Source organism: Aquitalea sp. FG25 (genome assembly GCF_057809375.1).
In genome coordinates this window covers 1-23016 of the sequence record NZ_JBMDJV010000007.1, presented here as the reverse complement: position 1 = coordinate 23016, position 23016 = coordinate 1, and the positions used below count along the sequence as shown (strand labels likewise).

Genomic DNA, 23016 nt, shown 5'->3' with positions numbered 1-23016 from the left:
CGCAATTGACCAAGCTGCTGGACTGGTACGCCCAGTTAAGCCCGGAGACGCTATCTGATATTGGCAACTTCTATGCCGCTACCGCCAGCTTCAAGGACCCCTTCAATACCGTGCAAGACCGGGAAGGAATCCGTGCGGTGTTTCATCACATGTTCCAGACGCTGCAAGCGCCAGCTTTCATCATTCGCGCGCAGTTGCTGGACGGTGATCAGGCCTTCATCACCTGGGACTTCTGCTTCCGCAAAGGCGGCAAGGACTATCTGCTGCACGGCGCAAGCCACTTGCGCTTTAATGCCGATGGCAAGGTTATCCAGCATCGGGACTACTGGGATTCAGCCGAGGAATTACTGCACAAGCTGCCGCTGATCGGGCCGCCGCTACGGTTGTTGCGTCGCATGCTATCAGTACGTGACGAGGGAGAGTGGCGATGAACAGCTGCCTCAAGGGCAATAGCTCCGGCTTGCCCGCCCAAGCAAACCCGCTATCTGCAAGGGCGGCAAACCCGATGACGCCATCACCCAAGGAAAACACCATGCGCCTTCCACGCTTACTCCACATCTTGCTCATCGGCTGCGGCGTACTGCTGTCCGCCTGCTCTACCCTGCCACCAGCGGGCATTACCCCGGTCAGTGGCTTCCAATTGCAACGCTATAGTGGCAAGTGGTATGAAATCGCCCGTCTGGACCACCGCTTCGAGCGTGGGCTGAGCGATGTCAGCGCCAGCTATGCACCACAGGCAGATGGCAGCGTCAGCGTGATCAATCGCGGCTTTGACACCGAGGCCGGACGCTGGAAACAGGCAGAAGGCCGCGCACTATTTAATGGAGACCCACACAGCGGCTCGCTGAAAGTATCCTTCTTTGGGCCTTTCTATGGCGGCTATCACGTGGTGGCGCTGGACCCTGATTACCGCTGGTCCATGGTGGCGGGCAATGATCGTTCTTACCTGTGGATTCTGGCGCGGGAAAAGCACTTGCCGGATGCCGTGCTAAACAAACTGCTGGCGCAGGCCCAACAGCTGGGCTTCAACACCAAGCAGCTGATCCAGGTCAGCCAAACCCGCAGCGATGACTGAGCCATGCGTATCAAACTCAACCCGCGCAAGCTGCTGTTAAGCAAATGGACCGCACTGCAGCCATCCAATAAGGAAAAGCACTTTCTGGTGGTGCGCGTGCTATTGCCGGAAGATCCGCAGACGCCCATCACCGAGGTGGAGCTGGAAGCCGTTTACAGTCGGCACAGCCGCATCATTCCCTGGAAAACGCTGACCGATACCGCGCACTGGCAGCAAGGCTGGCACTGACGCCGGGATAGGAAAAGCAGAGCGTCATGCGCACATCCATCGCCATCATCGGTGCCACCACCCGGCCCTACCAATAACAATGACCGACTCCACGGGGAAATCGGTCATTGTCCTCAGCAATCAAAATCGCCAGCGCGGTTAAAATTCAAGCCCTGGTGTCAACGCTTACTCTTTTGACTTGCCATGGCTTTGCCTGAACAAAACCTGGCTGGCAATCAAGGCCGAGCCAGCGGCAAACAGCAGCCAGTAGGCAGGCGAACTCTTGCTGTGGGTCATTTCCACCAAGGCGGTGGACACCGCCGGGGTCAGCCCGCCGAAAATGGCGGTGGCCAGGCTGAAAGCCAGCGAAAAACCCACGGTGCGCACATACACCGGCATCACCTCGGTCAGCGCTGCCACCATGGCACCGTTATACATGCCAAAGAAAAACGAGAACCACAGCAGTACCGTCAGCAGCCGGATAAAGCTGGGGCCATCGGCCAGCCAGGCCATGGCGGGATAGGCAGTCAGCAAGGCCAGCAGCGAAATACCCAATAGCAAGGGCTTGCGGCCAATGCGGTCGGACAAGGCCCCACCGATGGGCAGCCAACAGAAATTGGACAGGCCCACACACAGGGTAACGATCAGGCTGTCCTCCGCACTCAGGTGCAGCACGCTTTTACCAAAGGTCGGCGTGTAGACGGTGATGAAGTAGAACAGCGTGGTGGTAAGCGACACCAGAAACATGCCCGCCACGATGGTGCGCCAGTGCAGGCCGATGGTGGCAAAGATTTCCCGCAGGCTGGGGCGGTGTTTGCGCGCCAGAAAGGCGTCGGTTTCCTGCAAGGATCCGCGCAGCATGAAAATCAGCGGAATGATCAGGCAGCCGATGAAAAACGGCACGCGCCAGCCCCAGGCGGCAATCTGCGCCGGGCTGAGCCACAGCTGGATGCCATAACCGATGGCAGCCGCCACCACAATGGCCACTTGCTGGCTGGCCGATTGCCAGCTGGTGTAAAAGCCCTTGTGGCCCGGCGTGGCAATTTCCGACAGATACACCGACACCCCGCCCAGCTCCACCCCGGCGGAGAAGCCCTGCAACAAACGTCCCAGCAGCACCAGCAAGGGCGCGGCCAGGCCGATCTGGCTGTAATCCGGCACAAAGGCAATCAGCACCGTGCCACAGGCCATGATGCCCAAGGTGACAATCAGCCCCTGACGGCGGCCAATGCGATCCACATAACTGCCCAGCACGATGGCCCCGAGCGGGCGCATCAGGAAACCGGCACCGAAGACGGCAAAGGTGAGCATCAGCGAGGCAAACTCGCTGCTGGTGGGGAAAAATGCCTTGCTGATATAGCTGGCATAAAAACCGAACAGGAAAAAGTCGAATTGTTCGAGAAAATTACCACTGGTCACGCGCAGCACCGCACCCAGTCGGGACTGCGCGGGGTGCTGGCTGGTGGCTAGCGTTTGTTGCATGAGTACTCTCCTTTGTTGCATCTGTTGCGTTGTGTTTATTGCTTTTTTGAATGATTTATTTGCGCTGACGCTTTTCGATTGCCCACTTCAGCAAGGCGGCGCTGCGGAAAATGCCGTGGGCGAACTTGCCATAGGGCAAGGTAAGGAACAGCGCCATCACCACGCCCAGATGCACCGCCAGCAGGCTGCCCAGCGCATGGCTGTCACGGGCCAAGGGCAATAGCAGGCCGCTGGCACTGGTCAGCAATAACAGGGCAATAAAGCCCCGATCCATCGGCCGTTGTTGTACGTCGCCATGCTGCGGGTTGCGCTGCAGGTTCAGCCACAGCAAGCCAGCCGGGCCAATCAGCAGACCGATGCCGCCGACACTGCCCAGCAGCACTGGCAGGCTGTTCAGCGCATACGGGGCTGGCAGGCCCAGCAAATAGTGGTAGCCGGTGGCCACGATGGTGGCGGCAAAACAGGACAGGAAGCCGTAGAAGGTGAAGTGGTGAAAACGCCGCCGCCACAGGGTGTAGGCATCGTCGGCGTTATTGCAGCCCTGACCGTGGCCGCCATCCAGATACTTCAGCGTGGCCACTGCATGTCCGGCATCCAGCACTGCCGGTACATCCGGGGCTTGCGGGCTGATGTCGCGCCAGAAACGCCGCACCCCCATGCCCAGTGCCAGCACGGCAAAGCCGAATACCGGGCCGAACAGCCCGGCCAGCAGATGGTGCGGGAAGTAGTCGTAGAAATTGCCGCTGTTCACGCTGGGGGCCAGTGCCTGCAATAACAGCAGGAACAGCGCCAGCCCGGCAGCCAGCGCCAAGGCGACGGTTAACCCGGCATGCTGATACAGCCGCCCCAGCGCACCCGGCCAGGCAAAACGGGTATAGCTGTGCTGGCGCACCTGGGCCATGGCCTGCGGAATGTTGACGGCAAATTCATGTGGCGGCGCGTACTGGCAGGCATGCAGACAGGCACCGCAGTTGTGGCAAAGATTGGCCAGGTAATGGATGTCGGCCTGGCCGAATTCCAGCCGCTGGGTCATGGCGGGAAACACCGCGCAAAAGCCCTCGCAATAGCGGCAGGCATTACAGATTTGCAGGTCGCGCGCCACTTCGGCTTCGGCACTGTTCAGCAGTGAAGCTGGCTGACCGGCGGCCAGTTGTTGCGCCTCGTTAATCAGGCGGGTGAGTTGTTGCATGTCAGATTCCTTTTGAAGCAGCCTGCGCGGCGCGTCTACCCGCAATGCGGCCAAATGCGGTGCCGATGGCCATGCCGATACCGGCCACATAACCCTTGCCCAGTACATTGCCCGCCATCATTTCACCGGCCACAAACAGGTTGGGGCTGGGCTGACCGGCAAAGTGCACGGCGGCGTCGGCATTGGTTTTCAGGCCCAGATAGGTAAAGGTGATGCCGGGGCGCAGCGCGTAGCCGTAATAAGGCGGGGTATCCAGCGGCAGCGCCCAGTGGCTTTTGGCGGGGGTCAGGCCCTGGGTGTGGCAGTTGTCCAGCACGGTGTGGTCAAACTGCCCGGCCTGGCAGGCGGCGTTATAGCGCTGGATGGTGTCGACAAAGCGCGCCTCGTCCAGCCCCAGCTGACGCGCCAGCTCCGGCAGGGTGTCGGCCTTGTTGCCGGGGAATACCGGCGGCATGAAGCGGCCAATGGCTTTGGAATCGATGATGGAATAGCCGATCTGCTCCGGCTGTTGTGCCACCAGCCGCCCCCAGATGGCATAGCGCTTGGGCCAGAAGTCTTCGCCCTCGTCGTAAAAGCGCTCGGCGTTGCGGTTGAGCATGATGCCCAGCGACACGCAATCCACACGGGTGCAGATGCCGCCATCGTAGAGCGGCGCACGCGCGTCAATCGCCACGCAGTGCGATTGCGACGGGTCGCCCACCATGTCGGCCCCGGCCTGCTCCATGAACTTGAGCAGCACGCCCTGATTGAAACGCGTGCCGCGAATGAGGAAGTTGTCCGCTGGCCAGTCGCCTTGCGCATTCTGGCCCCAGGCACTGCGCAGCCATTCACGGTTGGACTCGAAACCGCCAGCCGCCAGCACACAGCTGCGCGCGGTGATGCGCTCGCCACCCGACAGATGGGCGGCAACAAAGCGGCCATCCTGTAATTCCAGCCGTTCAACCGCGCTGTCGTAGCGAATCACCACGCCCAGTTTTTCCGCGCTGCGGTAATAGGCATTCACCAGCGCCTTGCCGCCGCCCATGAAGAAGGCATTGGTGCGCGCGGTGTGCAGCGCGCCGGACAGCGAGGGCTGAAAGTGCACGCCGTGACGGCGCATCCAGTCACGGCAAGTGCCGCTGGCGCGAATCACCAGCCGGGCCATGGCTTCGTCGGTTTGCCCTCCGGTCACACGCAGCAGATCCTGCCAGTATTCTTCTTCCGGATAGGCCTCCACCAGCACGTCTTGCGGGGCATCGTGCATGCAGCGCAGATTGCGGGTGTGCTGTGAATTGCCGCCGCGCCAGGCGCGCGGGGCGGACTCCAGCAGCAGCACCGAGGCCCCGGCTTCGCGGGCCATCAGTGCTGCGCAGAGTGCAGCGTTGCCGCCGCCGATGATCAAAACATCAAACATGGATACAGCCTCCCTGAGACAAGGGGAGACTGTAAAAAGCCCTCAGACTGGCCCGCCAGAGCGGATCGGGCAACAGGTGTTTAGCGTTTGTAAACAGTAACGCCCGGCCAGCGGCCACTATCGGCCAGTTCGCTGGCTACTTGCTGCAGCACCACGCGGGTGGCCAGCCCGGCCGGGGACAGCTCGTCATCGGACAGGCTTACCAGCAAATTGGGGCGGCTGACACTGGCGTCGGTGATGTCGATCAGGCGGAATTCCTCCGGCGGCAGGCGGGCAATGGCAGCACCGGGCTGGATGGTGGCACCATAACCGGCGCGCACCGCATCCATCAGCAAGGACAGGCCGTCGATTTCCGCACTGATATTCAGCGCGTGTGCGCCCTGGCTGCTGGCGTTGTTGAGCAAGGCGCGCAAACCATGCGGGCCACTGGGCAGAATCAGCGGAATGTCGCCCAGCTCAGCCAGGCTGATGTGGTCCTGCGCGGGCGCAGCAGGCAGGTCGCGGCGGCAGATCAGAAACAGCTTTTCCTCCAGCAGCGGCAACACGCTCCAGCGCCGGGTGCGCTCCTCCTGGAACAGCACCGCCAGGTCCAGCTGGCGCGCCCCCAGCATGGTGGCCAGATTGCCGGACAGGTTTTCCACCAGATGCAGGCGGATGTCCGGGTAACGTGCGCGCATGGCCGTCATGAAGGGCAGCCCCAGCACCCCGGTGGTACTGGGGGCCATGCCCACGCTGACATGGCCGGACAGCCGCGCCAGCTGGGCGGCGCGCATGGCGTCGTCGGCATGGCGGATGGCCAGCTGTGCCTGCCGCCAGAACGCCAGTCCGGCATCGGTGGGCAGCACGCCGCTGGAGGTGCGTTGCAACAGCCGGGTGGACAATTCGCCCTCCAGTCGGCTGATTTGCTGGCTGAGCGCCGACGTCCCCACTCCCAGCTCCAGCGCAGCGCGCCCCATGCTGCCTTGTGCCACCACGCTGACAAAATAGCGCAGCTGTCGTAATTCCATTGCGTGTCCTGTTACCGCCGGTGTGGCGTTTGATGGTGTAGTGCGCAGTCTACCGCTGTCCGGATGACAGGCATAAAAAAAGCCTCCTGACGGAGGCTGAACATGTGCTGACTGGTAAGCAAAAGCACACGAAGAGAGGGATATGCCTCAGGCGGTGGCAGGCTTGCCGACAAAGCGGCTGCGGATGTCCTTGCGGTACAGCATCAGGGTGGCGGCCAAGCCGCAGGCAGCGGCCAGTGTCATCCAGTAGCCGGGGGCGGCCTTGTCGCCGCTGGCGTCAATCAGCGCGGTGGATACCAGCGGGGTGAAGCCGCCAAAAATCGCGGTAGCCAGGCTGTAAGCCAGTGAAAAACCCACGGTGCGCACATGGCTGGGCATCAGCTCGGTCAGCGCCACCACGGTGGCACCGTTGTAGCTGGCATACAGGAAGGACAGCCACAGCTCCACCACCAGCATGTGGCCAAAGCTGGGAGAAGCCACCATCCAGGCCAGCGCCGGATAGGCGGTCAGCATGGTCAGCAGGCTGAAACCCAGCATCAGCGGCCAGCGGCCAATGCGGTCGGACAGCGCGCCCATGATGGGCAGCCAGATGAAGTTGGACAGGCCGACAAAGAAGGTCACCATCAAGCTGTCGTTTTCGCTCAGCTTGAGCACGCTCTTGCCAAAAGTGGGGGTGTAGACGGTGATCAGGTAAAAGCTCACCGTGGTCATCACCACCAGCAGCATGCCACCGGCAATCAACTGCCAGTTCTGCACGATGGAGCGCAGGATTTCGGCAAAGCTGGGGTGATGCTTGTGCGCCAGGAAGGCATCGGTTTCCTGCAGCGAACGACGAATGGCAAAAATGAAGGGAATGATCATGCAGCCGATGAAAAACGGAATGCGCCATGCCCATTGGTCGATCTGGTGACTATTGAACACTTGATGCAGCAGATAGCCCAGCACGGCGGCAAACATGATGGCCACCTGCTGGCTGGCCGACTGCCAGCTGACAAAAAAGCCCTTGCGGCCCGGCGTGGCCATCTCGGCCAGGTATACCGACACCCCGCCCAGCTCCACCCCGGCAGAAAAGCCCTGCAACAGACGGCCCAGCAGCACCAGCAAGGGCGCAGCCAGACCAATGCTGGCATAGCCCGGTACAAAGGCAATCAAGGCGGTGCCGCAGGCCATGATGGCCAGGGTGACAATCAGCCCCTTGCGGCGGCCAATGCGGTCGATATAACTGCCCAGCACAATGGCACCGATGGGGCGCGCCAGAAAACCGGCGCCAAAGGTGGCAAAGGCCATGATCAGCGAGGCATACAGATTGCCGCTGGGGAAAAAGGTTTTGGCAATATAGGTGGCGTAAAAGCCATACAGGAAGAAGTCGAACATTTCCAGGAAGTTACCGCTGGTAACGCGTAATACCATGGAAAGGCTGGACTGGCGTGGGCTGGCAGTGGTCATGTCGTCGTCCTTGTTATTGAGCGGAGATGCTGACCGGTGTCATCCCGGTCTGGCGAATCGTGGCCGCAGCCTGCGGCGCAGCAAGAAAGCGCAGCAGTTGGCGCGCTGCTGACTGATGGGTGCTGTCACGGCTGATGCCAGCAGAAAACGTGGTGACTTGCTGTGCCTGTTCCGGCAGCAGGCCGACAATGTCGATGCCGCTAATCGGAATCAGCTCGCTTAATTGTTGAAAGCCCAGTTCGGCTTCACCGCGTGCCACCACCTTGCCCACCGGCTCGGCCGGAATCATGCGGCTGCGGTTCTTGATCTGCTCTGCCACGCCCAGACGGGAAAACAGCACGCTGGACAAAAACACGCCGCTGGCGCTGTCGGAGTAAGCAATGGAATGGCTGTTAAGCAGGGTTTGCTTGAGGGCGGCCAGCGTGCTGATGTCCGGCTGCGGGCTGCCGTGTTTTACCGCCAGCGCAATGCGCGATGCCGCCAGCGGGGTGTTGCTGTCTGCTGCCACCTGGCCTTGGGCTTGTAGCTGGCCCAGCGCGCTGCCCACCATCACCAGCACGTCGATTTTTTCACCACGGGCCAGCCGTTGCGGAATGGCTTGCGGGGTATCGCCCATGGACGGGCCCCATTCCAGTTGCAGGTGGTGGCCGGTTTGTTGTTCAAATTGCGGTGCCAGCTGTTTCAGTGCGGCCGCAAAGCCGCCAGAGCTGACCACCGTCAGTTGATCTGCCTGCGCATGCATGCTGCTAACGGCCAATAGCAATACCGCCAGGCCACAGCCCGGCTTCCATGTTCTTGCCATGAAGAATCTCCTCTTGTTGTGCTTATCTTGTGCTGGAATAATGCACAAAACGCAATAAATGTTTAATTGCTTTTATTTCATGGATTAATCGATGGCACGCATCAATCTGGAGCTCAACGAATTGCAGGCTTTTCTGGCGGTGGCGGAAAAGTCCAGCTTCAAGGCAGCGGCGGAATCCCTGCACCTGTCGCAACCTGCCTTGAGCCGACGCATTGAAAAACTGGAGCAGTCCTTGCAGGTGCGCTTGCTGGAACGCACCACGCGCAGTGTGCGGCTGACCGATGAGGGCGCCCATTTCCTGCAACATGCACAAAATGTGGTGGATGAACTGGAACAGGCCATGCGTGGCCTGGGTGAACGCGCCGAGCGGCGCAGCGGGCTGGTGTCGATTGCCAGCATTCCATCGGTGGCGCAGCACCTGTTGCCCGCCGCGCTGGCCAAGCTGCTCGCCAGTCATCCGGCGCTGTGTCTGCGGGTATTTGATGAGGGTGCGCAAGAAGTGCTGGAGCAGGTATTGGCGGGACGTGCCGACTTTGGCATCAACTTTATTGGCGCAGAGGACCCCAATATCGACTTTGAGCCACTGCTGACCGAGCGCTATGTGGCGGTGATGCGGCATGATCATCCGCTGGCCTCCCAGCAGCGCCTGCGCTGGGAAGACCTGGTGGGCGAGCGGCTGATTGGCGTGTCACAGCGTAGCGGCAACCGCCTGCTGCTGGACCATCATCTGGCCAGCCTGGCCGAGCGGCCCCGTATCCACTATGAAGCCAGTCACTTGCACGGTGCCTACGGCATGGCCATGGCCGGTATTGGCGTCATGATCGTCCCCGAACTCTCCTTGACGCCAGCGTATATGCACCAACTGCTTGGCATCATGCTGGATGATCCGCAAATATCGAGAACAATCGGTCTTATCACGCGATCCGGCTACAAGCCCAATCCGGCGGCCAGGCAGTTAATCCAACTGGTGCGGGAGCAGTTCAAACAGCATGGCCAGTCCAAGCTGATCCAAACTGATTAAATTAACGCCGCATGTCATCTTGAAGGGGGTGTTGATGGTACGCACTGAGTGCGCGATGGTAGCGCCAGGCCCACGCCATCCATCTTCCTGGATACTTGCATTCGCAGCGCTGTCCAGCTGAAAACGGGCGCGCTGAATCCAGCCTCTTTTAGCTGCCAGCATGCGCTGTCGAAGCTGCAACTGCTTGCAGCTTCCCTGCACACTGCCCTATTTGCCGCTAGCCTGGCTTATTTGAAAATCAGCTGCACGCCATGCGACTTGCGTTCGGTATCGTAGCGAACCGTGATGTAGACATCGGAAACACCCACGTCGGTCAGGAAGTTTTTCACGTCCACCGCACGCGCCTGGGCAGCCACCTTGGCATTGCCGATATCACCACGGTAGCAGTGGCCGCGCACGATGATGGACTTGCTCGCCTTAAGTTTGGGCAACAGCCGCAACAGCTGTCCCTTGCCCACTTCATCCAGCTTGGGGCTGAGTTTGTCGAACGGAATAAAATCAGCGTCGATCGCCATGTTGGCATCGATCTTTTTATCCAGTGCCGTCTTTTCCGCAGCGGCCTTATCCAAAGCAGCTTTGACTACGGGATCAATAGCATGTGACTGATTGGCAGCACAGCCTGCCAACATGACCGAAAACAGGCCGCACAACAGCAATTGCTTCATGACAAACTTCCAGAATTGAACTGAACAACAGCCCGCCCCCGGCTGGGAGCGGGCACGACAACAACAAGTCTAATTAAGCAATCGTCTTGTTGCTGGTCAGGTCCCAACCGGCGCTGACATTACCGCCGCCAGTACCGTCAGCACGTTTCTGCTGCGTATAGGTCCACTTGATCTTGCCGTAGGAGAAGCTGACTTTTTCGCTGGGGAAGCCAGAGTCATTGGCCGAACCAGTGGGAACTACCTTGGAAATCAGCACTTGCTCCATCTTGACTTCCATGTACTTCACCTTGTCGCCACCAGCACGGCACAGCTCGATGGTTACATCCTTGATGTGCTTACCGGTGCAGCATGCTTCGTAGATCTTCGGGCTGGCCTTGTCCAGGAAGTGGGTGATTTCAAAAGGAACGTGGTTAACGCGCTCGGCAGTGGCACCACCAGCAGAGCTGGCAGTGGACTGGGCCGGTTGTTCCAGGCCATGGGCAAAGGACAGAATTTCAATCCAGTCCTTGTGCTTGTCATCGGTGCTTTCACCCGGAATACCATCAATTTTCAGAAATGCATCAAAAGCCATTTATTTACCTTTCATTATGAATGACACGTGGGACAAGCCCACCAACATTTATCAACCCGCAGGCTGAGGCAGCTCTGCGACAAGTCGCAGGGAAATCGTCAATTCGTCCAACTGGAAATGCGGGCGCAAGAATGCGGCAGCACGGTACACACCCGGCTTGCCAGGCACCTCCACCACATCCACACGTGCTTCACGCAGCGGATATTTGGCCTTGGCTTCCTGGCTGGCAGAGTCGTCCAGCAGCACATACTGCGCCAGCCAGGTGTTCAGGTAGTCCTGCACGTTCTGGCGCGAAGCAAAGCTGCCGATCTTGTCGCGCATGATGGATTTCATGTAATGCGCAATGCGTGACACGGCAAAGATGTAGGGCAGCTGGGTGGACAGACGGGCATTGGCATTGGCCGCGTCGGTGTTATAGGTTTTGGCCTTTTGTACCGATTGCCCGGCAAAGAAGGCGGCATAGTCGGTGTTTTTGCAGTGCACCAGCGCAATCAGGCCCAAGTCGGACAGCAGCTTTTCCGTCCGGTCGGTAATGGCTACTTCGGTGGGGCATTTGAGTGCCACTTCGCCGTTATCGGTCTTGAAGGTATGTGCCGGCAGGCCCTCTACCAGACCACCGCCCTCCACCCCACGGATGGCAGCCAGCCAGCCATACTGGGCAAAGGCATCGGTCAGGCGTGCCGCATAGGCGTAGGCGGCATTGGTCCACAGGTATTTGTCGTGATTGGTGCCATCCACGTTTTCTTCAAAGTCGAACTGTTCCACCGGCACATTGTCGCGGCCATAAGGAAGACGACCCAGTACGTGCGGCAAAACCAGGCCGACATAGCGCGAATCTTCCGACTCGCGGAAGGACTTCCACTTGGCGTATTCGACGGTGTCGAAAATTTTGGCCAGATCACGCGGCTTGCCAATGTCGGAAAAGCTTTCCAGCCCAAACAGGCCCGGCGCAGCAGCGGAAATCAACGGTGCATGCGCGGCAGCGGCAACGTGTGACAGTTCTTCAAGCAGGTAGAAGTCTTCCGGATGGCGGGTAAATTCAAAATCACCAACCAGGGCGGCATAGGGTGCGCCACCAAAAGTGCCGTATTCGTCTTCGTAGATCTTCTTGAACAGCGCGCTCTGATCAAACTCGGAGGCGGCCTTGAAGTCTTTGACCAGCTCTTTCTTGGTTACGTTAAGTACCTTCAGCTTGAGCTGCGTGCTGGTTTCCGAACTTTTAACCAGATAATTCAGGCCACGCCAGGACGCTTCCAGTTGCTGGAAGTCAGCGTGGTGCATGATGGCGTTCAACTGGTCGGAAATCAGCGCATCGATTTCGGCAATGCGGGCATCCAGGCTGGCACTCAAATCGCGCGAAACGGTAACGCTGCCTTCCAGCACCTGTTCGGCCAATTCGGCAATCAGGTCACGGGCATGGCTGCGTTCGCTATCGCTGCTGGCAACACGACTTTGTTCGATGATGCTATCGAGAAGGCTGGAGGCTTGCTGCTCGGCGGCCAGCGGGCTGGCAACCATGTGCTGTTCTGCGCTCATCTCACTCCCCTGCCTTGTCATTGCTGCCGGATTTGCTGATCTGCTGCAGCTTTTCGGTGTCCTGCACGATGTCATCCAGCAGGGCTTCCAGCTTGTCATTGCCTGCCATCTTGTTACGCAGCTCCGACAGGCGCTGACGCGCCGCAACCAGCTTGTTCAGCGGTGCCACTTGTTTGGCAACGTTTTGCGGTTCGAAATCGGCCAGGCACTCAAAATTGAGCTCGACGCCCAGTTGGCTGTCATCATTGACCAGCTTGTTATCCACCTTCATTGCCAGACGCGGTGCCATGCCTTTGAGAACTTCGTCGAAGTTATCGCGATCAATCTGCACAAACTTGCGATCGACCTCCTTGAGCTTGGGCGGCGCCTCCTTGCGGTGGCCGGAATAATCGCCCAGGACGCCCATGACAAAGGGCAGTTCCTTGGTTTCGATGGCATCACCAATTTCAACGTCGTAAGTGATCTGCACACGCGGAGGACGTACGCGTGACAGCTTTTTCTGTGTGCTTTCATTACCCATGATGAATCCCCATATAACCGAAAATGCGCATCAAACCGTTAAACAAGACTGCGAGACAGACTGGCCATCACATCGCATAGCTGGGCCAGTGAAAACTGAGGATCGCTCAGGCGGCGACTAAGGATGTACACCGCCTCGGCGTAAGACTGGTGGTTGCACCAGGGCGCGTTTGGGTCCGTGACATCGATGATGTAGCGGGTATCCAGCTGCTTGCCCCAGCACTGCGCCAGCATGGGGGCGGTAAGCGCCCCCGGAATCAGCGCCAGACAGTTGCGCTCCGGCTGACGGATGATCAGGCATTGCACCGGCGTGTCCGGCAGGCTGGAGGTGGCCGCCGTAAACAGGGCCAGCCAGGTGACAACCGCCAGCATGTCTTCGCCCTCGCCATCCGGCAGCGGCAATAGATAAGTCTGCGAAGACAGGCTGCCCTGAAATTTGCGCAGCAGCTGGCTGTGAAACACAAAGGACAACAACAAGGAGGCCAGATCGGCATTGCCCGACTGTGCCAACTGCGCAGACAACAGGCTGCAGGGCGTCACCGCCAGGTGACGGCTAAGCAGTTGCTCGGCCAGTTCGGTATCTGCAGCAGAACCGGCACCAAACAAGGATTGCTCCTCCAGATACTGGCGGCAGGCCACCATCTCCACCGCGTTGTCGATGGCATTGCTCAGCTGCTCTTGCAAACCGTTGTAGAACAACTCGTTGGACAGCATCATCACGCCCACCGACGGGCGCGGCATGTCCGAAGGCAGCAGGGACGCAGCCACCAGCGGATACAGCCTGCCACTTTCGTCCCGGCTGGGCTGGATAACCCCCAGGGCCAGCCACGCGCCATCAGGCGTGCGGGTAAGGAAGGAAGAAGCCGGCATTTGCTGGTAACGCTGGCGGGCGCTGTCGTCATCCAGCAGCACCAGGCTGTCGGCAATGACATGATCCAGCTGGGCCGCTGCCGTATGGGTGGCATTGATGCGGATGAAGTCACCACGTCGCGGCAATTTGCCAAATACGCAGAATTCCCCTGCGGTTACTGGTATGCGCTTGAAATTGAAGGCCATGTACTGGTCGTCCTTGTTACAAAGTCACGCGCTCAGGCAGGTTTAGTTTGTAAAGCTTGATCAGTTGCAAGGGATTAACTCCACCAACCATACGGAAATTGAAACGCACCATCTGTCCGTCCGTGGCCTTTCCGACAGGCCAGGACAGCTGCACCAGATCGCTGCTGTCTTGCGCAACCTTGGCGGAGGCCAGCAGACGCATCAGACCCATGCGACCGGACTGGCTGGCCACCACGCTGGCTGCGCCGTTATACGAAACCACCTGGATGCGCGCGCCGCCGGCATTGTCACTGCCCGGCCAGTTAAACGGCTGCCAGGTTTGCGGGCCGTTGCGGTAACGCAGTTCCTGGCCATCCACCACAATGGATATTTCCGACAAGCCCGGTGTAGGCTGCGGCTGCAGCTCGAAGCGGCTGTTTTCGCCATCCTGCAACTGGGTGGAAGCCAATGCCCCCAGTTTGCCGGCGGCGGACAGAAACTCCGGATTGAAGCGAATGCCCTGCTCGCCCCAGGCGCGTGCCACCAGGGTGTCACCCTTGCGCTGCACCAGGCCGTTCAGGTATTTGTTGATGAACTTATCCAGCACGCCATCATTGGCTTTGACAAAGCGGTTGATCTCGGCCACCGAAGCTGCGCTGCCCGAATCGGTAAACGGATACTTGCCGGCCAGTTGCTTCCATTGCGGCAGCACCTCGTTGGCCCAGGCCTGGTTGATGTCCTGCTGCACCGGCCCCAGCATGGCGGTATAGGACTGCGACAGCGGACGAACCAGCATGGGGCGTACCATGGCTGCGGTATCGGTGGACACCTGGTTGAGCAGCGAGTTGTCTACATAGGAAACGGTATCGGCCAGTTCGGAGCCGGAACCATTAAGCGTGGCCTGCAAGGTGGCGCGGGCCTGCGGACCCGGCTCATCGGTGGAGGCAATCGATGCCACCTTGGCTTTCAGCTTGGCCAACTGATCGAGATAGCCATTGATCGGCGGGTTGTCACCCTTGACCAGCTGCGCCACCCCGGCAAAAGCCTGCCCTACTTCGCCAAACTGCTTGTCAGCGGTTTTCTTGCCCTGACCATCGCTACCACCCTTGAGAAACTCGGTTGTTTTCTCCAGCACCGACTGCTTGGCGTTCTCCAGCGAGCGGTTCAGTTCGGACGGGTTATCCCAGGAGGTTTCCATGGCGGCGCGCGCCAGAATCAGCTTTACCGGCGAGTTCTGCTTGTCGGACAGCCGGGTCAGCGCCGATGCCGACTGCGCCGGATTGCTAAAATCGCGTACCGTCACGCCGGGCAGGAATTTCTTCCAGGCAGCAATGTACTGGGTGCGATACAGCGCCATCAGCGCGGCACGGTTTTTCTCGACATTGCCGTCCTTGCCCAGATTGTCCTGAATGGACGAGGCCAGTACCCAGTCATCCCCCCGAATTTCGCCCTTGCTGGCTTCATCGATGGCTGCCTTGACATAGCCGTTCCAGGCATCGCGGGTAAACGCCCCCTCCACCATCTGGCTGCTGGCCATGATGTCGAGATCGCGATTATCCAGAATACGGGCCACAGTCAGCGGCGCATAACGGGTATTGGCGCGGGCGCGGATTTCGTTGTACACGCGCTCTTCCGCCGACAAATGCTTGTAGGAGCTGCGCAGGGTGTCTCGCACTTCGCTAACCAGGCGCGCATCGTTGTCGATCAACGGCAGGTCGCCCGCCTTGATCTGGCTGACATAAAAAGCCACCAGCTTTTCAGCCACCGACATGATTTCTTCTACCGAATACTGGCCACGCTGGCTTTCCAGATAGGGCCGCCAGTAGCGCGGAATCTGGTCGATCAACTGCGGCTCGTCCATCCGCTTTTGCTCGTGCAGCATCAGATAGGTTTTCAGTGCGTTGTATCCCACTTCCAACTTGACCGGCTGGTTGGCAGGCGCACCGTTGCCCGCAGCCTGACCGGCGGGGGCACTGGCATCCAGCATGGCGGCGGTGGCCTTTTGCGCCCAGTAGTCGTACCCACCAAGGGCACCAATCACGATATTGGGCAGGCCTCTGTGCGGCCTGGCCGGTCGCGGACGGGGCTTGGCCGCCGGGGCGGCACGTGCCGGTTCAGGCTTGGCGGCCACTGCTTCGGCTTTGGGAGCAGCCACAGGCTGGGCTTCTGGCTGCGCCTTGTACTGCTTGATGGCGTCTTCCAGATTGTGCTGCACCGGCACCAGCATTACCTGACGCAGGCCGGTGAAGTACTCTTTGCGCAAGCCCACTTCCACTTCACTACCCTGATACAGGCCCCAGCCCAGCTGCCAGGGCTCGCCGTTTTTGCGGTAGTCCTGCAACTCTTCCAGCCGCTTTTGCAGTACCAGCAAGCCACGCAGCTTGTTGTACAACTGGCCGGACGCCATCATTTTCTGCGCTTCGCTACGATCGCTGGCTACCTGCGCCAGCAGACGCTGATTGCCAATGTAGGTCCACGACCACACCCCGGCCACGCCAGCTAGCAGCATAACGCCCAGCACCATGGCCAACAGTCTGGCGCGACCGCCACGCGGTGCGGTCTGACGGGAAATCAGATGTTGATCGGGAAACAGGACTTCACGGAAAAAGTCGCGCAGGAAAAAACTGTATGAAGAGGGTGCCTGCTTGCCATCGCGCCCGGCCGCACTCAGGTCGAACTGCCCTTGCACACGGTTGGCCGCCACAATGCGCGGCACCCCTTCTTGCAAGGCACTGGTGAAGTAGAAACCGCGCAGCAGCGGCCTGCCATGGTATGGGTCTTCCTCATGCAGCAGGCGCATGAACTTGATCACGGCTTCTTTCAGGCCATGAAACTCGATGGGGAAAGCAAAGTGCGCCGGGCTGACCTGGCTGCCACGATGCTGCACCAGCTTGTCCTCGCCCATCTGCACCAGGCCACGGTACAGCATTTCAAATTGCTGCGCGGTGGCCGTGGCAATGTCAAAACCCTTACCCTGCTCGGCGCTCAGCGTGACGCCCCAGACACGGGCGCGCTCCTCATCGTCGGCATCCTGAAAAAACTGGGCAAAGCCGCCCAGCAGGTCCAGCTTGGTAAATACCAGATACACCGGCACCTGGGCGCCAAAGGTATTGCACATTTCATGAATGCGCTCGCGCACCTGGCGCGCATACGTGGTGAAGCCTTCGGTATTGTGCTGGGCCAGCTCGGGCAGGCTGATGGCCACCAAAATACCGTTGACCGGGGCTTTGCTACGATGCTTTTTCAGCAGCTTGAGAAATTCCAGCCACTCGACACGGTCTTCGGTTTGGGTCGCGTAGCGGCCAGCGGTATCCAGCAGCACCCCTTCGGTGGAGAAGAACCAGTCACAGTTACGGGTACCGCCCACCCCCTGGATGCCGCTCTTGTCACTAAACGGAAAGGTCAGGCCGGATTGCAGGATGGCCGAGCTTTTACCCGCTGCCGGATGGCCAATAATCATATACCAGGGCAATTCGTACAGCGCCGCACTGCCGCTGGACACCCCCAGCTTGGATTTTTTCAGGGTATCCACTGCCGCCAGCATTTTTTGCCGTAGCAGCGTAACTTCGGCGCGCTTGCCCGCATCGGCACCAATCACCGCATCATCCGCCTGTTTGCGCAGCATCTTCTCCAGCAGGTTACCGGCGCGGCGCGTCAGCAGCTGACCTACCAGCAAAGTCAGCACCCACAGCAGCATTACCCCAACAATCCACCCCAGACGCGCTTCCGGCGAAGGCAGCCCCATCCAGGGACCAACAAACCAGATAAGCAGGATCAAAATCAGGAAACCAATCGCCGAGGCGACTTTCCCATGCCGAAGCCAAGCTTGCATAACCACCACTTCTTGAAAATTGAAACGTTACCTTTTACCCAGCAATACCTTTAGCGAACCGGTCTGCTCGATATGCCCATAATCTTTGAAACTCCAGTTACCACCCCAGGTAAGCCCGGCGTTTTGCGCCTCTTCACCCAGTGCCTGGTAAGCCTGCATCGCCCACGGATCACGCTCTGAAATCACCACCTTGCCAGCGCGCATCGGGGCCAGATCCACAGCCAGGCCGTATTGGTGCTTGCTTTGCCCACCCTTGGCCTGGGTGACATGGTTACCCTGTGCAGCCAGCTCATTCTGCCGTTCCGGGCTGCGATAACCTTCCAGCAACACCATGCCGAACCCACGCGCCCGCATGGCCACCATCACCCGCAATACGGTCTGCACAAAGGCCGGATTCATATGCGACCAGTCCCGGTTGGCATGCACGATATCCAGGGAAGGCATCTGGGTTTGCACATCAGCAAAAGCGGTGGGCGGCAAGGGCGGCGGCGGCACCAGCTTTTCTTCCAGCAAGGTCTGCTTGATACGCCCGGCCTGCTGATAATCCTGGGCCACATAATCAGGCCGCTGGTAGTAGTGCCCGCCCATCTTGAACACAGCCACCACCCCAAGCCCCACCAGCAGCAGCGACAGCAAGGGCAAGGTCACCCAGCGATAGCTGTGCAGCCGGGCGGCCGGAGCCGGCTCAGCGCCTGGCACGGCCTCGGCTTCGCCAGGCGGCAGCGCAAGAGGCACAGACACCCCCTGCTCCAGCACTGCATCGGCTGAGGTATCAACAGCCCAACTGCCAGCTACCTGGCCACCCAGAAAAAAACGCCACCCCACCCACGCCATCAACACCACAAGCGCGGCAATGACGAAAGGCAGTGCGATAGTCCACTGCATGATTCTGTCCAGTAATTCGGATATTTGATACTTAGTTTAAAGTGAATTCAGCTTATGTAACAATAGCTGTCTGATATATTGTAATGTACTTTTTCATGACTTTTGACTAGTTGTAATTACTAGTAAAATATGAAGCTTCCATTTCCAAACTAGCTGAATTCAGAATTCACCCATGCTGAAGAGACCGAGAACACACTGCCTGCACCTGCTGCTAAAAGCCTTGCCAGTACTGGCATTGGCGGCTTGCGGCGGCCCCAAGCTGATCAATGTCACCGGCGAGGGTAGCAAGGGGATGAACCGTGACGCACAAGGCAAACCCTTGTCCGTGGTGGTGCATATCTACCAGTTGCGCAATGCCGATGCTTTCAACCGCATGACCATGGATAGCCTGCTGATCGGGAAGCCAGAAGCGGATCTGCTCGGCAATTCGCTGATCTCCAGCAAGGAGGTCACCCTGATTCCCGGAGGCAAGCTGGCCGAACAGGAAACCATAGGCGAAGAAACGCGATACGTTGGCGTGGTGGGCTTTTTCAGACAAGCAGACCCGGCCTACTGGCGCTTACTGTATGCGGCAGACGCAGTGAAAAGTGACGGCCTTAATTTCAAGGCGGCCGACTGCTATCTGCTACCAGTGCGGACCAAGAATACCGCTATCCCGGGGCAGCCGGCGCAAATACCAAGCGTTTGTCATGCACAACAGCGTTAAAAAGTTATAACTTCGGCGCAGGACTGTCTCAATTTAACAACATTTGTTATGAGTCATTCAATGATTCATTAATTTAATTTTATTGACATCTTTCGGCCAATAAATATGACAAATGATAGTTTTACTAAGTAAATATACGCATAAAGCACTAAAAAACCACCAAAACCAGATTTGGCAAGGTAATCCGCAAGCACTGGCAACAAGGCCTTGACGCGGAAATATCGACACGATGAACCAGGGCATTACGCTGTAACAGCCATAATGCCATGAGCATGAAAGTTTGAAATCCGATGCAACAAGCAAAACGGGTTCTGTGGGGTGAAGGCATGTTTCTTCGGCCACAGCATTTCCAGCAACAGGCACTTTTCCTGGAACAAAAAACCACAGCGCTGCTGCAACACGCATGCCGCCACCAGTGGGGACTGATCCAGCTGAAACTGGACGAGCAGGCGCTCAAGGGCGGCATGGTGCATCTGGATGAACTGGCCCTGCTGTTTCGTGACGGCACCCTGTACCAGGCCCCCAGCAACGCAGCACTGCCCCTGTCACGCGACCTGACCACACTGCCGCAACTCGGCATCAAAACGCGCCTTTATGCCTGCCTGGCCAATATGCAGCCCTATGGTGGCAACACCCGCAGCGGCGATACCAGTGCGCGCCCTACCCGCTTTACCAGCCAGCAAAGCGAGCTGGGTGATCTGTACACCCAGGCGGTGGACGCTGATATCAGCACATTGGAGCTGGATGTTCGTCTGCTGCTGGAAGAAGAAAACCGCGATGGTTACGATGCCATCGCCCTGTGCGACCTGGAAAAGAACGCCACCGGCCAGTGGGTGGTGGCGGCAGGCTTTATCCCGCCGCTCACTACGGTAAGTGCATCGGATGAAATCCAGCAGTTGCTGCGCCGCCTACTGGATATCCTGCTGGTAAAAAGCCAGTCACTGGCGGGCAGCCATCGCGAGCGGGCAAAAAGCGTAGTCGAGTACGGCTCCACCGACATCAGCTCTTTCTGGCTGCTGCACAGCGTAAACCGTAACTTTGCCCGCCTGCGCCACCTGTCCCTGTGCCAGCCGCTACACCCGGAAGAGCTATACATGGCGCTGGCCGAATTCTGTGGCGAGCTACAAACCTTCTCCACGCTGTACAGCCTGGCCGACATTCCAGCCTATCGCCACGACCAGCTGCAGCAGGTGCTGCCCGTGCTGGATCTGCAAATCCGCGAACTGCTTGATACCGTGATTTCCGCCCGCTACACGGTTATTCCACTGCATTCACCCAAGCCGTCCTTCCATATTGGCCGCCTGGAAAGCGACCGCCTGCTGGAAAACGTGGATTTCTACCTATCGGTGCAAAGCGAGCTGCCCGCCTCTCAGGTCATCGACAACGTGCCGCTCAAGATGAAGATTGGCGCACCTGACGACGTGGAGAAAATCCTTAACTCCGCCCTGCGCGGCGTGGCCATTCACCATGCAGCACAAACACCATCGGCGGTGCCGGTACGGGTGGGCAACCACTACTTTGCCTTCGAGCCGCATGGCGACATCTTCGGTCGCATGCTGCAGTCGCGCAGCATCTGCATTTACCTTCCGCAAACCCTGTCAGATCTGAAGCTAGAGCTGATCGCCGTCTTCCGCTGAGTCCGCCATGAGCCAAGCTATCGCTACCCCCACTACCGAACGCCCGATCACCCTGTCAGCCCCCGCAGCCCCCTCGCTGCGTGAAATGCTGGAGGACGGCATTTACCTGCTGTTTCTGCTGAAGGATGGCAATGCCCCCGGCAGTGCTGTCGAATTCAACCGCCGGGTGGATGGTTTTCTGTCCCAGTACGAAAAAAACGCCCGCAATTTCGGCAAGGACATGAATGACGTCAATCATGCCAAGTACGCCTTTTGCGCCTTGATGGACGAAATCATCCTGTCCTCGGCCTTCTCCCTGCGTGACGAATGGGAACGCATGCCGCTGCAGTTGCGCCTGTTTGGCGAGCATCTGGCCGGCGAAGGCTTTTTCAACCGACTGGAACAGCTACGGCTGGAACCCACCCGCAATATCGAAGCGCTGGAAGTGTTCTACACCTGCCTGCTGCTGGGCTTTCAGGGCAAATACCTGCTGGAAGGCGAAGAAAAGCTGGGCTACCTCACCCACAAGCTGGCCCAGGAAATCCAGCAGGTGCGCGGCGGCAAGGCGGAGTTTGCCCCCAACTGGCAGCTGCCACAGCGCTTTCAGGCCTTTGTCCGGCACGAACTGCCCCTGTGGCTGTACTTTGCCCTGCTGGCGGTAGTGGGCAGCGGCATTTTCCTGACCTACCGCTGGCTGCTATCACAGCAATTAAGCAAGGTATTTGGCGGCTGACATGAGCACCTTCAGCCGACACACCCTGCTGCAGCCATCGGTACTGGACCGCCTGCTGGACGATCATCCGGACAACAGTAGCCACGACCATGCCGCGCTATACGAGCTGCCCCAGTTCAAGCAATCGCTGGCGCGCGATCTGGAAGCGCTGCTCAACACACGGCTGATGCCGGCGGAAGTCCGCGATGACGACTACCCGCTGGCGCGCAGCAGCATGCTCAACTACGGCATTCCCGACCTCAGCGGCATCAGCCTGCTGAATCCGGACGACCGCGAGCTGCTGCGCGAACAACTGCGCCGTGCCATCGAAACCCATGAACCGCGACTATCGCGGGTGCGGGTAAATCTGGATGCCCCGCGTGAAATGGAGCGCCATCTGCGCTTTCGCGTGGATGCGGTACTGCGCATTCACCCGCACCGCCCGCCAGTCACCTTCGATGCCACGCTGCAACTGTCATCCAATGTTTACAAGGTGCAATAAGCCATGCAGCAGCCCTGCCCTGGCGCACACCTTGCAATAAATAAGAGATAAATCCGGGATGGACCTTACCAGCCTTTTAAGCAGCTTCGCCGCCGCCTTCTCCCAGCACCAACGCCTGCTCACCCTGCAGCTGGATGGCGGCAACATCGCCGCCGAGCAGTTATTGCCGCACACGCTGGGCGGCAGCGAGGGGGTGTCCGAGGCTTATCGTTATCAGCTGAGCTGTTTGTCGCCTGACGGCAATATCGAGCTCAAATCCTTGCTGGGGGTGGCTGCCCGCCTGGGGGTGCTGGATGCCGATGGCAGCGAGGTGGTGCGTTGCGGGGTGGTGTCGCGGGCCGAGCTGCTGGGGTCAGATGGCGGCTTTGCCAAGTATGGCCTCACCATCGAGCCGCCGTTTGCGCTGCTGCGGCTGCGGCGCACTTCGAGGGTGTTTCAGGACTTGTCCGTCCCCGACATCGTCAAACAGATTCTGGCCGAGCATCAGGCCAATAACCCGGTGTTTGCCCAAGTGCAGACGCTGGAGTTCCACACCGCCACGGCCAGCCCGCGCAGTTATTGCCTGCAATACCGCGAGAGCGATTTCGACTTCATCGTGCGGCTTCTGCACGAAGAGGGTTATGCCTGGCGCTTCGAGCATGTCGATGGTGAGCATCCGCAGGTGAAGCTGGTGGTGTTTGACGACGCTTACAGCCTGCCGCCAGCGGCCAGCGAGCGGGTGCGTTTTCATCGCAGCGACGCGACGGAAGAGGAAGATGGTTTTACCGATTGGAGCGCCGCGCGGCAGGTGGTGTCCGGTGCGGTGGCGCTGGCCA

At 59.2% G+C, this 23016-nt stretch carries 22 protein-coding genes; 9 read left to right on the top strand and 13 right to left on the bottom strand.

The features are described 5' to 3' along the window. The first annotated feature begins 5 nt into the window (after nt 1-5). The 3 genes from ACODR9_RS07940 to ACODR9_RS07930 are packed head-to-tail and all read left to right on the top strand — an operon-like array spanning nt 6 to nt 1303. Nucleotides 6-431 carry a nuclear transport factor 2 family protein gene (locus ACODR9_RS07940; protein WP_488808654.1) on the top strand — a complete coding sequence of 142 codons (426 nt, stop codon included), beginning with the start codon at nt 6-8 and terminating at the stop codon, nt 429-431. Then, on the top strand, nt 428-1075 hold the full coding sequence (locus ACODR9_RS07935) for a lipocalin family protein (protein WP_488808653.1): 648 nt from the start codon (nt 428-430) through the stop codon (nt 1073-1075). The genes ACODR9_RS07940 and ACODR9_RS07935 overlap by 4 nt, the downstream gene beginning before the upstream one ends. A gap of 3 nt (nt 1076-1078) precedes the next feature. Further along, nucleotides 1079-1303: a TIGR02450 family Trp-rich protein gene (locus tag ACODR9_RS07930; protein ID WP_488808652.1), complete on the top strand. Its 225-nt coding sequence runs from the start codon at nt 1079-1081 to the stop codon at nt 1301-1303. Between the two features lie 165 nt (nt 1304-1468). On the opposite strand, the gene ACODR9_RS07925 is transcribed toward ACODR9_RS07930, so the two are convergent. The 6 genes from ACODR9_RS07925 to ACODR9_RS07900 all read right to left on the bottom strand — a co-directional run bounded on the left by ACODR9_RS07925 (nt 1469) and on the right by ACODR9_RS07900 (nt 8601). Further along, nucleotides 1469-2764: an MFS transporter gene (locus ACODR9_RS07925; RefSeq protein ID WP_488808651.1), complete on the bottom strand. Its 1296-nt coding sequence runs from the start codon at nt 2762-2764 to the stop codon at nt 1469-1471. A 55-nt stretch (nt 2765-2819) separates the two neighbouring features. Further along, nucleotides 2820-3953 carry a tricarballylate utilization 4Fe-4S protein TcuB gene (tcuB, locus tag ACODR9_RS07920; protein WP_488808650.1) on the bottom strand — a complete coding sequence of 378 codons (1134 nt, stop codon included), beginning with the start codon at nt 3951-3953 and terminating at the stop codon, nt 2820-2822. Nucleotide 3954: 1 nt separating this feature from the next. Next, nucleotides 3955-5346, bottom strand: a complete 1392-nt coding sequence (gene tcuA, locus ACODR9_RS07915; protein WP_488808649.1) for an FAD-dependent tricarballylate dehydrogenase TcuA — start codon at nt 5344-5346, stop codon at nt 3955-3957. 80 nt (nt 5347-5426) lie between these two features. Beyond that, nucleotides 5427-6353: a LysR family transcriptional regulator gene (locus ACODR9_RS07910; RefSeq protein ID WP_488808648.1), complete on the bottom strand. Its 927-nt coding sequence runs from the start codon at nt 6351-6353 to the stop codon at nt 5427-5429. A 147-nt stretch (nt 6354-6500) separates the two neighbouring features. Beyond that, nucleotides 6501-7799 (bottom strand): MFS transporter, encoded by a 1299-nt coding sequence (locus tag ACODR9_RS07905; protein ID WP_488808647.1) that lies wholly within the window; start codon nt 7797-7799, stop codon nt 6501-6503. A gap of 13 nt (nt 7800-7812) precedes the next feature. Further along, entirely contained in the window at nt 7813-8601 is a 789-nt protein-coding gene (locus ACODR9_RS07900) for a substrate-binding domain-containing protein (RefSeq protein ID WP_488808646.1), read from the bottom strand. 91 nt (nt 8602-8692) lie between these two features. Here ACODR9_RS07900 and ACODR9_RS07895 point away from each other — a divergent pair, with 91 nt between their 5' ends. Next, complete coding sequence (locus ACODR9_RS07895) at nt 8693-9622, top strand: LysR family transcriptional regulator (protein WP_488808645.1); 930 nt, start codon at nt 8693-8695, stop codon at nt 9620-9622. Between the two features lie 227 nt (nt 9623-9849). Here ACODR9_RS07895 and ACODR9_RS07890 read toward each other — a convergent pair whose 3' ends face one another. From ACODR9_RS07890 to ACODR9_RS07860, 7 genes are all read right to left on the bottom strand, one after another. Next, entirely contained in the window at nt 9850-10287 is a 438-nt protein-coding gene (locus tag ACODR9_RS07890) for an OmpA family protein (RefSeq protein ID WP_488808644.1), read from the bottom strand. Between the two features lie 73 nt (nt 10288-10360). After that, nucleotides 10361-10858, bottom strand: coding sequence for an Hcp family type VI secretion system effector (locus tag ACODR9_RS07885; protein WP_488808643.1), 498 nt, complete (start codon nt 10856-10858; stop codon nt 10361-10363). A gap of 51 nt (nt 10859-10909) precedes the next feature. Further along, the gene (gene tssC / locus ACODR9_RS07880; RefSeq protein ID WP_488808642.1) at nt 10910-12394 is read right to left on the bottom strand and encodes a type VI secretion system contractile sheath large subunit; all 1485 of its coding nucleotides are present in this window, start codon (nt 12392-12394) and stop codon (nt 10910-10912) included. 1 nt (nt 12395) lies between these two features. Beyond that, the gene (tssB, locus tag ACODR9_RS07875) at nt 12396-12914 is read right to left on the bottom strand and encodes a type VI secretion system contractile sheath small subunit (protein WP_488808641.1); all 519 of its coding nucleotides are present in this window, start codon (nt 12912-12914) and stop codon (nt 12396-12398) included. A gap of 38 nt (nt 12915-12952) precedes the next feature. Then, the gene (gene tagF, locus ACODR9_RS07870) at nt 12953-13969 is read right to left on the bottom strand and encodes a type VI secretion system-associated protein TagF (protein ID WP_488808639.1); all 1017 of its coding nucleotides are present in this window, start codon (nt 13967-13969) and stop codon (nt 12953-12955) included. Between the two features lie 16 nt (nt 13970-13985). Further along, nucleotides 13986-17780 (bottom strand): type VI secretion system membrane subunit TssM, encoded by a 3795-nt coding sequence (gene tssM, locus ACODR9_RS07865; protein ID WP_488808638.1) that lies wholly within the window; start codon nt 17778-17780, stop codon nt 13986-13988. A gap of 27 nt (nt 17781-17807) precedes the next feature. After that, the gene (locus ACODR9_RS07860; protein ID WP_488808637.1) at nt 17808-18665 is read right to left on the bottom strand and encodes a M15 family metallopeptidase; all 858 of its coding nucleotides are present in this window, start codon (nt 18663-18665) and stop codon (nt 17808-17810) included. Between the two features lie 172 nt (nt 18666-18837). Between ACODR9_RS07860 and tssJ the strand changes: the two genes are divergently transcribed. The 5 genes from tssJ to ACODR9_RS07835 all read left to right on the top strand — a co-directional run. Continuing rightward, the gene (gene tssJ / locus ACODR9_RS07855) at nt 18838-19371 is read left to right on the top strand and encodes a type VI secretion system lipoprotein TssJ (RefSeq protein ID WP_488808635.1); all 534 of its coding nucleotides are present in this window, start codon (nt 18838-18840) and stop codon (nt 19369-19371) included. Nucleotides 19372-19661: 290 nt separating this feature from the next. Next, nucleotides 19662-21008: a type VI secretion system baseplate subunit TssK gene (gene tssK / locus ACODR9_RS07850; protein WP_488808633.1), complete on the top strand. Its 1347-nt coding sequence runs from the start codon at nt 19662-19664 to the stop codon at nt 21006-21008. 7 nt (nt 21009-21015) lie between these two features. Continuing rightward, nucleotides 21016-21720, top strand: a complete 705-nt coding sequence (gene icmH / locus ACODR9_RS07845; protein WP_488808632.1) for a type IVB secretion system protein IcmH/DotU — start codon at nt 21016-21018, stop codon at nt 21718-21720. 1 nt (nt 21721) lies between these two features. Further along, on the top strand, nt 21722-22201 hold the full coding sequence (gene tssE, locus ACODR9_RS07840; RefSeq protein WP_488808631.1) for a type VI secretion system baseplate subunit TssE: 480 nt from the start codon (nt 21722-21724) through the stop codon (nt 22199-22201). A 58-nt stretch (nt 22202-22259) separates the two neighbouring features. Next, nucleotides 22260-23016: type VI secretion system Vgr family protein (locus ACODR9_RS07835; RefSeq protein ID WP_488808630.1), on the top strand; the 757-nt coding region annotated here is incomplete at its 3' end.